The 12,257-nt window shown below is 37.3% G+C and carries 10 protein-coding genes; 9 read left to right on the top strand and 1 reads right to left on the bottom strand.

What is annotated here, in order from left to right; translation table 11 throughout:
* Positions 1–92 precede the first annotated feature (92 nt).
* Both IGJ20_RS10230 and IGJ20_RS10225 read left to right on the top strand, forming a co-directional pair.
* The gene (locus tag IGJ20_RS10230) at positions 93–461 is read left to right on the top strand and encodes a PTS glucitol/sorbitol transporter subunit IIA (RefSeq protein WP_002356567.1); all 369 of its coding nucleotides are present in this window, start codon (positions 93–95) and stop codon (positions 459–461) included.
* A 4-nt stretch (positions 462–465) separates the two neighbouring features.
* Positions 466–1,635 (top strand): AI-2E family transporter, encoded by a 1,170-nt coding sequence (locus IGJ20_RS10225; RefSeq protein WP_002381494.1) that lies wholly within the window; start codon positions 466–468, stop codon positions 1,633–1,635.
* A gap of 61 nt (positions 1,636–1,696) precedes the next feature.
* On the opposite strand, the gene IGJ20_RS10220 is transcribed toward IGJ20_RS10225, so the two are convergent.
* Entirely contained in the window at positions 1,697–2,323 is a 627-nt protein-coding gene (locus IGJ20_RS10220; protein ID WP_126254652.1) for an FMN-dependent NADH-azoreductase, read from the bottom strand.
* Between the two features lie 301 nt (positions 2,324–2,624).
* On the opposite strand from IGJ20_RS10220, the gene licT reads away from it, so the two are divergent.
* The 7 genes from licT to IGJ20_RS10185 all read left to right on the top strand — a co-directional run bounded on the left by licT (position 2,625) and on the right by IGJ20_RS10185 (position 12,169).
* Positions 2,625–3,467, top strand: coding sequence for a BglG family transcription antiterminator LicT (licT, locus tag IGJ20_RS10215; RefSeq protein ID WP_002356570.1), 843 nt, complete (start codon positions 2,625–2,627; stop codon positions 3,465–3,467).
* A 162-nt stretch (positions 3,468–3,629) separates the two neighbouring features.
* Complete coding sequence (locus IGJ20_RS10210; protein ID WP_010821045.1) at positions 3,630–5,510, top strand: beta-glucoside-specific PTS transporter subunit IIABC; 1,881 nt, start codon at positions 3,630–3,632, stop codon at positions 5,508–5,510.
* Between the two features lie 24 nt (positions 5,511–5,534).
* On the top strand, positions 5,535–6,980 hold the full coding sequence (locus IGJ20_RS10205) for a glycoside hydrolase family 1 protein (protein ID WP_010821044.1): 1,446 nt from the start codon (positions 5,535–5,537) through the stop codon (positions 6,978–6,980).
* Between the two features lie 181 nt (positions 6,981–7,161).
* Positions 7,162–7,731 (top strand): guanylate kinase, encoded by a 570-nt coding sequence (locus tag IGJ20_RS10200; RefSeq protein WP_126254651.1) that lies wholly within the window; start codon positions 7,162–7,164, stop codon positions 7,729–7,731.
* Positions 7,732–7,878: 147 nt separating this feature from the next.
* Entirely contained in the window at positions 7,879–8,556 is a 678-nt protein-coding gene (locus IGJ20_RS10195; RefSeq protein ID WP_002367146.1) for a TetR/AcrR family transcriptional regulator, read from the top strand.
* 20 nt (positions 8,557–8,576) lie between these two features.
* Positions 8,577–10,304, top strand: coding sequence for an ABC transporter ATP-binding protein (locus tag IGJ20_RS10190; protein WP_002356575.1), 1,728 nt, complete (start codon positions 8,577–8,579; stop codon positions 10,302–10,304).
* Positions 10,301–12,169, top strand: coding sequence for an ABC transporter ATP-binding protein (locus IGJ20_RS10185; RefSeq protein ID WP_002362258.1), 1,869 nt, complete (start codon positions 10,301–10,303; stop codon positions 12,167–12,169). The genes IGJ20_RS10190 and IGJ20_RS10185 overlap by 4 nt, the downstream gene beginning before the upstream one ends.
* Positions 12,170–12,257: the final 88 nt, after the last annotated feature.

Below are 12,257 nucleotides of genomic sequence, written 5' to 3'. Positions count from 1 at the left end.
ACGATTGTTCACCGCCTTTTCTTTTTCCTGAATATCTATTTTATTCTATGCTATAATAATAGAAGTAAGATAATGAAGGAGTGGGATGGAAGATGCAAGCAACCGTAACAGAAATAGGCAAACATGCAATCGATGATTCAGAAAAAATGATTATTCTTTTTGGAGAAACTGCTACCGATACCTTGAAGCAACATGCAGTTATTCAATCATTCCCAGAAAAAGACCAAGTTACCTTGGCAGAAGGAGATCATCTGAAAATTGGCGATACAAACTATACAATCACAAAAGTGGGTTCTTTTGCCAATAGTAACTTGCAAAGTATCGCTCACAGCACTTTAATCTTTGCTGATGCACCAACCGATGAGGATGATGTTATCCGAAATGGTGTTTATTTAACGCCCCATCAGTTACCAAAGATAACCATTGGAACAACAATTGATTATTTAGTAAATGGAGCGTGAATCAATGGATAAAAAACAAACGACTGATAAACGCCTGTCTTGGTTTTGGCGTTGGTTTTTAAATAATCAAGTAGTAACAGCCTTACTGATTGTCTTATTGGTGCTGTTAATTATTCTAACTTTTACGAAAGTTTCTTATTTATTTAAGCCCGTCTGGCAGTTTTTCGGCGTTGTCGGCTTACCAGTAATTATGGCGGGGATTTTATATTATTTATTAAATCCGATTGTCGATTATTTAGAGAAAAAACAAATCTCACGTGTCTGGAGTATTATCGGCCTATTTATTTTAATTGTGGCACTACTCATTTGGGGTGGTATTGTAATCGTTCCTAAAATTCGTGAGCAATCTGTCAGCTTTGTAAATCATTTTCCTCAATATATTGATACAATTGATCAAAAATCGCAGGAAATATTAAGTGATCCACTTTTCGCGCAATTTAGAGAACAACTTGAAGCGGCAGGCGATAAAGTTGTCAGTTCGTTAGGTACCATCATTAAAAACGTCTCAACGTTCACAGTACAAGGAATTGGTAATTTCTTTGGGGCGGTGGCTACGATCTTTGTCGCCATCATTACGATGCCGTTTATTCTATTTTATTTACTGAAAGATGGCAAAAACTTAGCGCCATATTTAATGAAGTTTTTACCAGTGAAGATGCGTAAACCAACCTTAAAAGTTCTTGCAGAAGTCAATGATCAAGTCTCTTCTTATATTAGAGGACAGTTAACTGTCGCTTTCGCAGTGGCAATTATGTTTATGATTGGTTTTTCTGTCATTGGCTTAGATTATGCAGTCACTTTAGGTATTGCAGCAGGCTTTTTAAATTTAATCCCTTATTTAGGGTCATTTTTAGCCATGATTCCAGCAGTCTTTTTAGGAATTGTCAGTGGGCCAGCTTTGTTAATTAAAGTCTTGATTGTTTTTGCCATTGAGCAAACGGTCGAAGGTCGGTTTATTTCACCACTTGTCCTAGGCAGTCAGTTATCCATTCATCCAGTCACCATTTTGGTTGTTTTATTAACGTCTGGTAAACTATTTGGGATTGTCGGGGTGATTTTAGGAATTCCTGTTTATGCCGCAGCTAAGGTGATAATTACACACATTTTTGAGTGGTACCAAATTGTTTCCGGTTTGTATGATGAAGATAAGCCAGATCAACAAGAATCTACGTAACAAAAGAGACAAGCAGTGAACGAACTGCTTGTCTCTTTTTGATGTAAATCACTCGGAAAATTTAGAATGTTTTACCGTATTCAGTTGCTTTGGTCATAGCAGTATTTAAAAGTTCTTCCGCGCGATCAGGGAAATGATCGATTCCTTCGATGAATAATCCGTCGACTTGCTCAACACCAATAAAGTTTAGAATCACTTTAATGTATTGAGAAGCAAAATCTTTTCCTTCGTAGAAGCCGCCATTTGATTGGATGTGTAAGGCTTTTTTACCACTTGTTAGAGGTTTTGGTCCTTCTGCAGTATATTGGAATGTTTTTCCAGCAACGTTGATTGTATCTACCCAAGCTTTTAAGCGTGTCGGTACGTTTAAGTTCCACATTGGATTAGCAATTACTACTTTGTCTGCAGATAAAAATTGATCAGTTAATTCATTAAAACGAGCCACTTTTTGTTGTTGGTTTTCGCTTAATGTTTCAAATGCTGCGCCAGCGCGAAGTGCACCCCAAGCAGATAATAATTCTTCATCGATTTCCGGCATGTTTGTTTCTGGGGCATAAACATCTAAAATTTCGATTTCGTCTGATGGATTTGTTTCACGGTATGAAGCTAAAAATGTTTCTAACGCACGAACTGAGCGTGATTCTTCTTTTGTTAATGGATGTGCTTTAACAACTAATAATTTTGACATTGTGTAATCTCCTTAAAATAAATAGTTTAAAAATTCAACATCTCTATTTTACTAATAAAAAGTAAGAGAAAGCAAGTCTTTTTTTTACTTTTAGTAAACTTTTTTTTAAAATGGATCAAAAGAGTAAAAAATAAATAAAAATATTTTTTTGGAAAGGCTTGCATATTAAAAAAAAGCATGCTATTATTACTTTGTAAATAAGGATTGTTACTGCTTTGCAGGCAAAACCAGAGTCTTCCATTAACACAATCAGTGGAGGGATTCTGGGCTTTTTTTATAAAAAAGTGAGGTTGCATTCATCATGAGGATTGAAAAAGTTTTAAATAATAATGTCGTGCTTTCAAGAAATGAGCAAGGCGAAGAAATTGTTTATATGGGACGCGGCTTAGCCTTTCAAAAGAAGATTGGAGACACGATCAATCCAGATTATGTTGAAAAGGAATTCGTGTTAAAGGACTCCGCTATGGCAGGGCAATTCCAGCAGCTGTTTGAAGACGTCCCCACCAAAGAAGTAGAAGTCGTCAAACAAATCGTTGATTTAGCAGAAACAACGCTAGCGATTGAGCTTTCATCAAATATTTATTTAACTTTAACGGATCATATTCACTATGCGTTACTTCGAGCCAAAGAAGGAATTGATATTCCGAATCCTCTTGTATTCGAAACACGCAAATTTTATCCTAAAGAATTTGAAATCGCAAAGCAAGCATTAGCGATTATTGCTGAAAAGCTAGGGGTTCAATTTTCAGAAAATGAAGCGGGCTTCATTGCTTTTCATATTGTGAATGCTGAACAAGGAAATGGCAATATGGAAGTTACCATGGAAGCAACCAAGATGGTTCGTGATATTTTAACGATTATTAGTCGCTACTTTGGACAGGTGTTTGATGAAGATTCATTGAACTATCAGCGAATTGTTACACATCTTCAATATTTTGCGCAACGTTATTTAAAACAAGAAGCGCATGATGATGAGGACGAATTTCTTTTTGCATTGGTCCAAGGAAAGTATCCTAAGGCGTTTCAAGCGGTCCAACGTATTAATGAGTATTTATTAAAAAGCTATGATCGACCAATTGATCAAGCGGAAATGATTTATTTAACCATTCATATCCAAAGAGTGGTCAATGATAAAAAAGCATAACAACCAATAATCGCGGATTGTTACTGATAATGCAGGCAAAACCTAGATTGAAAAAACCGATAACGATTTTCGCAGACTGCGCAGCTGTGAAGAGAAGGATCTGGCTCTTTTTCAATGTAGGTTTTTTTGATATTAAAAATTAATGGAAATGAGGATCTAGAGATGAGTAAAAATCAAGAAATTGCAGCACGTGTGTTAAAAGCTGTTGGGGGCGAAGGCAACGTTAATAGTGTTGTTCACTGTGCTACACGCTTACGTTTTAAATTAAAAGATGAAAATAAAGCAGATACTGCTGCATTGAATGCTGACCCAGATGTTATTCAGGTAGTTCAAAGTGCAGGACAATATCAAGTGGTTATTGGCAGTCACGTTAGTGATGTCTATAAGGATTTGATGGCCAACAGTGGACTAGGTAATGATTCTGATAATAGAGAAAAAGAAAGTGGCGGAAATATCTTTAACCGTTTAATTGATATTATTTCTTCTATTTTTACACCGTTTTTAGGTGCAATGGCCGGCGCTGGGGTTCTAAAAGGCTTTTTAACATTAGCTGTAACTATGGGCTGGTTAGCTGACACTTCAGGCGTATATCTTGTTCTCTTTTCGATTGCAGATGGTTTATTTACTTTCTTACCAATTATGTTAGCGTTTACGGCTGCTAAAAAATTCAATACTAATCCCTTTTTAGCGGTTGCTTTGGCGATGGCCTTGGTTCATCCCAGCATTACTGCTTTAGCAGGCAAAACAATTAGCTTTGCTGGTCTTCCAGTGATTATTGGGCCAAGTGGCTATACTTCTTCGGTTTTACCAATTATTTTGGCTGTTTTTGCACAAAGTTATGTGGAACGTTTCTTCAAAAAAGTAATTCCGAGTTTTCTACAAATTATCTGCGTTCCGTTAGCTGTTTTCCTTATTATGGCACCTGTTACCTTCTTAGCTATTGGTCCTATCGGGACGGTCATCGGCGATTGGTTGGGACAAGGATACAACGCAATTTACGCTTTTAGTCCAATTATCGCAGGGTTATTAATGGGTTCGTTGTGGCAAGTCTTGGTAATGTTTGGTATGCATTGGGGCTTTGTACCAATTATGATGTTAAACTTAACACAAGGTGGCGATACGATGGTACCAATGTTATTACCAGCCGTTATTGCACAAGGCGGGGCTGCTTTAGCTGTCTTTTTCCTAACAAAAAATGTGAAACTAAAAGGTTTGGCTTTGTCTTCAAGTATTACGACTATTTTTGGAATTACTGAACCAACTGTATATGGCGTGACTTTACCATTGAAAAAACCATTTATTGCAGCTTGTATTGGTGGCGGTATCGGTGGTGCATTTGTGGCTATGAATCACGTGAAAAACTTTACGTTTGGCTTGGTTAGTATGTTGAGCTTACCTGGCTTTATTCCTGCAGAGACAAAAGATACTGCACCGATGATTACTGGTGCAATTGGTGCCGGAATTGCCTTTATCATTGCGTTTGTCTTAACGTTTGTCTTACGTTTTGAAGATCAACCTAATCCAGAAACAGCAACTGAAAAAACAGCAACTGATAAGGTGGTGGCACCTGTAAAAACGAATCAAGAAGACAAAATTATTTTAGCAAGTCCACTTCAAGGTGAAATTTTACCGCTAGAAAAAGTACAAGACCCTGTTTTTGCGTCAGGTGCTTTAGGAAAAGGTGTTGCAATTGAGCCGACTGAAGGCAAACTGTATGCACCCGCAGATGGTGAAATCACCACATTATTTCCGACAGGACATGCTGTTGGCTTGACGACAACAGAGGGCGTTGAATTATTAATGCATATTGGCATGGATACGGTCGAATTAGATGGTAAAGGCTTTGAATTATCAGTGAAACAAGGTGATTCTGTTAAAAAAGGAGATTTGCTGGTTACTTTTGATATTGCTGCCATTAAAGAAGCTGGTTATCCAGTAGTTACACCGATTGTGGTAACGAATACGAATGATTATTTAGATGTTTTGGATATGAACCAAACAGACGTGTTACATGGTGAAGACTTTTTAGCCATTATTAAATAAAAGACAATTGGAGGAGGAACAAGCATGACAACAACGACAAAATTTCCAAAAGGATTTTTATGGGGCGGTGCGACCGCAGCCAATCAATTAGAAGGGGCTTACTTAGCCGATGGTAAAGGGTTATCTGTGGCAGATGCGATGCCGGGAGGAAAACAACGTTTCGCTATTTTAGGAGATGAAGCGTTTGATTGGACGATTGACGAAACGAAATATCGCTATCCTAATCATACAGGAATTGATCACTATGATCGCTTTAAAGAGGACATTGCGTTGTTTGCTAAAATGGGCTTCAAATGTTATCGCTTTTCAATTGCGTGGTCGCGTATTTTTCCACAAGGAGATGAAACACAACCGAATGAAGCCGGCTTGAAATTTTATGATGCGGTTATCGATGAATGTTTAAGCTATAACATTGAACCAGTAATTACGATTTCTCATTATGAAATGCCACTGCATTTAGCGAAAGAATACGGCGGGTGGAAAAATCGCCAATTAGTTGACTTTTATGAACGTTTTGCGGAAACTGTTTTAACACGTTACCACCAAAAAGTTAACTATTGGATGACATTCAATGAAATTAATTCAGCTTTCCATTTCCCAGCACTTAGTCAAGGATTGGTGAAAAGCAATGGAGCCAATGATTATCAAAACATTTTCCAAGCATGGCATAATCAATTTGTTGCAAGTAGTAAAGCTGTAAAAATTGGCCATGAATTAAATCCAGAATTACAAATTGGATGTATGATTATTTATGCCACAACGTATGGCATTGATTCGAATCCAGTCAATCAAGTTGCTACAATGATTGAAAACCAAGAGTTTAATTATTATTGTACAGATGTTCAAGTTCGTGGTGAATATCCAGCATACGCAGAACGCATGTATCAAAAATATGCTGTGAAAGACTTAGTTATTGAAGAAGGAGATTTAGAATTATTAAAAGAATACCCAGTGGATTACATTGGCTTTAGCTATTATATGTCGACTGCTGTCGATGTTACTGGTACTACCAACGATACAGCAAATGGGAATCTTTTAGGCGGCGTTAAAAATCCCTTCTTAGAAGCAAGTGAATGGGGTTGGCAAATTGATCCCGAAGGCTTACGAATTGCCCTAAATGAATTATATAATCGTTATCAAAAACCTTTATTTATTGTGGAAAACGGCTTAGGTGCAATTGATAAAGTAGACGAAAATTTCTATGTGGAAGACGACTATCGGATTGATTATTTACGTCGTCATATTGAAGCAATGGCAGAAGCAGTTGCAGACGGCGTCGATTTAATGGGCTATACGCCGTGGGGCTGTATCGATTTAGTCAGTGCTTCCACAGGTGAAATGAGTAAACGGTATGGGTTTATTTACGTTGATTTAGACGATGAAGGAAATGGTACTAAAAACCGTTATGAAAAAAAATCGTTTAATTGGTACAAACAAGTTATTGAAACTAATGGACAAAACTTAGACTAGTTATTGTAATTAAACAAAACAAGATAAGCGTAGTAGGTTGTTGCTTCTGTTCCCGCCGTTTATTAATTTTTAAGCTTGGGCCAAAAATCCAAAGTGATTTTTGGCCCAAGCTCTTTTTTGTCAATTTTTCAAAATAGTGCACAATACGTTATAATAGAAACAACTGAGAGGAGCGTTTCTAATGATTAAGCAATTACAACATCCATTTTTTGTTATTATGGGTCCGAGTGGTTCTGGCAAGACCGCAATTACAAGTAAGGTTTTTCCGAAAAACTATAAAGTTATCTCGCATACTACGAGGAAAAAACGATTGGATGAAGTGGATGGCGTGGATTACTATTTTGAAACAAAAGCAAGTTTTCAAGCCTTGATTGAAACCAATCAGTTAGTGGAGTATGATTTTTACCATGGAAACTATTACGGTGTCGGTGTAGCTGCCATCGTTGAAACAACGAAAGAGCATCCATCCTATAATACCTTAACTTTTCCAGGTTTTCAAGCGGTCTTTGAGCGTTTCGGCGAGTCCGTCATTCCAGTTTTTTTTGACGTTTCAAAAGAAAATATTTATCAACGTTTAAAGCAACGGGAATCGGATCCTAAAATTATTGAAGAACGTTTAAACCTATATGATCAAGAAATTCTTATCAAAAACCAATTGGAACAATATCCTAATTATCAACGAATAGATGCCAATGGACCTATAAAAGAGGTCGCTGGCTTGTTACAAGAATGCATCAAACACTATTATTAATCAAGCAACTGGTGAGACAGAATCTAACATCAATTTTGTCTTGCTAGGTGCTTGATTTTTTTTGTAAAAAACTTGCATTCTGAATAGAGAGTGCTATAATGACATGGTGTCATATGACAATGTGTCATAAAAGGGAGGAACACAAATATGCCTACGAATACGTTTTTTCATTTGCCAGAAGAAAAGCAACAACGCTTATTAGATGCTGCGCAAATTGAATTTTCGCGCCATTCTTTACAAGAAGCGTCAATTGCAAATATTGTTAAATTAGCGGAAATTCCTCGCGGTAGCTTTTATCAATATTTTGAGAACAAAGAAGATTTGTATTTTTATTACTTTGCGACATTAAGAAAAAATAGTGAACGAGATTTAGAGAAACAAATTATTGCAGAAAATGGTGATTTAATCGAAGCCATGGATGTCTATTTCTCCAAAATGATTGTCGAAGTGCTAACTGGGGAGAATGCTTCTTTCTATCGGAATTTATTTGTCAACATGGACTATCGTGCTTCACGTCGGGTGACGGATAATTTAGCGACTGGAGAAGAGGAAAAAAATAGGAAACAGCACTGTCATAAGCATAGAGGAAGAAAAGGCCATGCTGCCTATGCAGAACATCTTTATCAAATAATTGATCGTTCGAAATTAACCATTGAAACGCCAAAAGAATTCACATGGTTCATGCAGACGGCGATGCATGCCGTTTTCTCAACAATTGTTGACGGGTATCGTCAACAAAGAGAAAATACCGCCTATGATTCAACTGAAGCAGTCAAACAATTAAAAATGAAATTAAATTGGTTGAAAAATGGCGCTTATAAGTAGCAAAAAGGAGGAGAAGTTAGTTGATTAAACTAGTCAAACGGATGTCATTATGGTCAGTCTTTGCAGCGGTTTTATTTATGATCGTGCAAATTATCGCAGATTTATATCTGCCCACATTAACATCTAATATCATTAATGACGGTGTCGCTAAAGGAGATATTAACTATATTTGGAGTACAGGAGTTGTCATGTTAGGCTTTTCTTTGATTAGCATTGTCGCTTCTATTGGAAATACCTTTTTTGCCACCAAAGAATCACAAAGTTTAGGTAAAAAATTACGGACTGATATTTATCGAAAAGTTGAAAATTTTTCTAATAATGAATTTGACAAATTTGGGACAGCTTCGCTAATTACACGAACAACCAATGATGTCAATCAGATTCAAATGGTTATGCAAATGTTTTTACGTTTAATGATTAACGCACCTTTAACGTTAATTGGTGCAAGTTTTATGGCGTATAACAAGGACCCACAATTAACGAAAATTTTTCTATATGTTTTACCAATTATGGCTGTTTTAGTGGGAGGTATCATGTTTTTAGCGGTTCCGTTATTTAAAAGCATGCAAAAGAAAACCGACCGTTTAAATTTAGTTTTTCGTGAAGGCCTGACAGGGGTTCGTGTGATTCGGGCCTTTGGCAAAGCAAACTATGAAGAACAACGTTTTGATGAAGCCAATAAGGATTATACACAAACGGCGATTAAAGTGAATACGATTGTCGCTTTGATGATTCCTTTAATGACACTCATTATGAGTGGTACCAATATTGCAATCACCTGGTTTGGCGGTCATTATATTGCGGAAATGCAACTAGAAGTAGGGAACTTAATTGCCTTTATGACTTATGCCATGCAAATTCTGATGAGTTTCATGATGTTATCTATGATTTTTGTCATGGTACCGCGGGCGCAAGCTTCTGCTGATCGGATTAATGAGGTGCTAAATACTGATTCAGAAATCAAAGATGTACCCAATCCAGAACTACTCTCTCTAAAAGGCGACAAAGCAACATTGGCGTTTGAACATGTTAATTATCGTTACCAGCATGCTGAAAACTTAGCACTGGAAGATATAGATTTTTCAGCAAAATCTGGGGAGACGGTCGCAATTATTGGTGGGACAGGTTCTGGGAAAACAACGCTGGTTAATCTTTTACCACGTTTTTATGATGTTGAATCTGGCAAAATTTTGCTAAATGGTAAAAACATTAAAGATACGTCACAGCATAATTTACGAGAAATGATTGGCTTTGTACCGCAAAAGGCTGTTTTATTTACAGGAACGATTCGTGAAAATATGCAATACGGCGCCCCAAATGCGACCGATGAAGAAATTTGGCAAGCCTTAGAAATTGCGCAGGCGAAGGCGTTTGTTTCAGAATTGGCAGAAGGTTTGGATAGTCATGTCGAACAAGGCGGCGGTAATTTCTCTGGCGGACAACGCCAGCGGTTGGCTATTGCTCGTGCTTTAGTAAAACCAGCAGATGTCTATGTTTTTGATGATTCCTTTTCTGCATTGGATTTTAAAACAGATGCTAATTTAAGAAAAGCCTTAAAAGAGCAGATGACGGATGCAATTGTCGTTTTAGTGGCCCAACGTGTAAGTACGGTTATGGAAGCATCGACAATTTTAGTATTAGACGAAGGGAAATTAGTTGGTAAAGGAACGCATGAAGAGTTATTAGCGAACAACCAAACGTATCAAGAAATTGTACATTCTCAATTGAGAGAGGAGGACCTTGCATGAGTAGTCGACCAAAAGGCGGACCAATGGGCGGGGGACCAGGACGCAACATTGGCGCAAAAGGGCCAAAACCAAAAAATTTCTGGAAAACAGTGAAACGTTTATTTCGATACATGTCTAAACGAATGCTGTCAATTATTGCTGTCTTAGTATTAGCAATTGCAGCCGTCGTTTTCCAAATTCAAACACCAAAAGTATTAGGACAGGCAACAACTGAAATTTTTAAAGGCGTCATGAAAGGCGCTGCTGAAATGAAACAAGGCTTAAAAATAACTTCTTTTCCAATTGATTTTGACAAAATCGGTCAAATTTTATTAATTGTTATTGCCATGTACCTTATTTCTGCTGTCTTTAATTTCTTGCAGCAAGTAATTATGACACGTGTTTCACAGCGAACAGTTTATGAATTACGTCAAGAATTAGAAGCGAAAATGAACAAAGTTCCAATTTCCTATTATGATACTCATAGTAATGGGGACATCATGTCGCGGGCAATTAACGACATGGATAATATTGCGAGTACTTTACAACAAAACTTAACCCAATTAATTACCAGTATCGTGACATTTGTGGGCGTACTTTGGATGATGCTGACCATTAGCTGGCAGTTAACACTAATTGCCTTAGCGACAGTGCCATTAAGTTTAATTGTTGTGATGGTTGTGGCGCCTCGCTCGCAAAAACATTTTGCGGCTCAACAAAAAAGCTTAGGATTATTGAATAACCAAGTCGAAGAAACCTACGGTGGTCACGTAGTAGTAAAAAGTTTCAACCACGAAGAAAGTGATCAAGAAGTATTTGAAAAAGAAAATGAAAAATTATACCATGCTGGTCGCAAAGCACAATTTATTTCAGCGATCATTATGCCTTTAATGAACTTTATCAAAAATCTAGGCTATGTGTTTGTTGCAGTCCTTGGTGGCGTAAAAGTAGCGAATGGTATGATGGATTTAGGGGATGTCCAAGCATTTCTTCAATATACCAATCAATTTTCACAACCGATTACTCAAATCGCTAATTTAATGAATACAATCCAAGCTACGGTGGCTTCGGCAGAACGTGTCTTTGAAGTATTAGATGAAGAAGAAATGGTGGATGAACCTTCTGGCGTACCAGTGGAAACAGATAGTCCTTATCGTGTTTCTTTTGAACATGTTGCTTTTGGCTATTCACCAGAGAAATTATTAATGAAAGATTTCAATTTAAATGTTAAACCTGGGGAAATGGTCGCAATCGTGGGCCCAACAGGTGCTGGGAAAACAACCCTAATTAACTTATTGGAACGCTTCTATGATATTAGTAGCGGCAGCATCAAATATGATGGCGTAGATACGCGCGATTTATCTCGCGAAGAGTTGCGAGCACACTTTTCAATGGTTCTTCAAGATACTTGGTTGTTCACTGGAAGTATCTATGACAATATTCATTATGGTAATGAGCAAGCGAGCGAAGAAGAAGTGATCCGTGCGGCGAAAGCAGCCCATGTGGATGATTTTGTCAGAAAATTACCAGAAGGCTATCAAACGATTCTAAATGAAGAAGCCAGCAATATTTCTCAAGGTCAACGACAATTAATTACAATTGCACGAGCATTCTTAGCAAATCCAGACGTTTTAATTTTGGATGAAGCCACCTCAAGTGTGGACACTCGAACAGAAATACTGATTCAAGCAGCAATGAATCGTTTATTGGAAAATCGGACCAGCTTTGTAGTTGCTCATCGCTTGTCAACTATCCGTGATGCCGATACGATTATCGTTATGGCAGAAGGTTCAATTGTAGAAACAGGAACCCACGATGAATTAATGGCGAAAAACGGTTTTTATGCTGACTTATATAACAGTCAGTTTTCAGAAGAAGTAGCCTAAAAGGCGAAGCAAAAAAATAGTAATTCATGATGAGGCTTCAGGAACCATAGTCGTAAAGACTGGTTCCTAAAGCCTTATTTTTTTGACA

This window comes from Enterococcus sp. DIV0294, assembly GCF_050558155.1.
GTDB lineage: Bacteria > Bacillota > Bacilli > Lactobacillales > Enterococcaceae > Enterococcus > Enterococcus faecalis.
The sequence above is the reverse complement of the archived record's forward strand: the minus strand, read 5'-3'. Positions and strand labels throughout refer to the sequence as shown.

Coding starts and splice junctions, on each gene's coding strand:
- IGJ20_RS10230 (WP_002356567.1), top strand. CDS start 93: ATGCAAGCAACCGTAACAGAAATAGGCAAACATGCAATCGATGATTCA.
- IGJ20_RS10225 (WP_002381494.1), top strand. CDS start 466: ATGGATAAAAAACAAACGACTGATAAACGCCTGTCTTGGTTTTGGCGT.
- IGJ20_RS10220 (WP_126254652.1), bottom strand. CDS start 2,323: ATGTCAAAATTATTAGTTGTTAAAGCACATCCATTAACAAAAGAAGAA.
- licT (WP_002356570.1), top strand. CDS start 2,625: ATGAGGATTGAAAAAGTTTTAAATAATAATGTCGTGCTTTCAAGAAAT.
- IGJ20_RS10210 (WP_010821045.1), top strand. CDS start 3,630: ATGAGTAAAAATCAAGAAATTGCAGCACGTGTGTTAAAAGCTGTTGGG.
- IGJ20_RS10205 (WP_010821044.1), top strand. CDS start 5,535: ATGACAACAACGACAAAATTTCCAAAAGGATTTTTATGGGGCGGTGCG.
- IGJ20_RS10200 (WP_126254651.1), top strand. CDS start 7,162: ATGATTAAGCAATTACAACATCCATTTTTTGTTATTATGGGTCCGAGT.
- IGJ20_RS10195 (WP_002367146.1), top strand. CDS start 7,879: ATGCCTACGAATACGTTTTTTCATTTGCCAGAAGAAAAGCAACAACGC.
- IGJ20_RS10185 (WP_002362258.1), top strand. CDS start 10,301: ATGAGTAGTCGACCAAAAGGCGGACCAATGGGCGGGGGACCAGGACGC.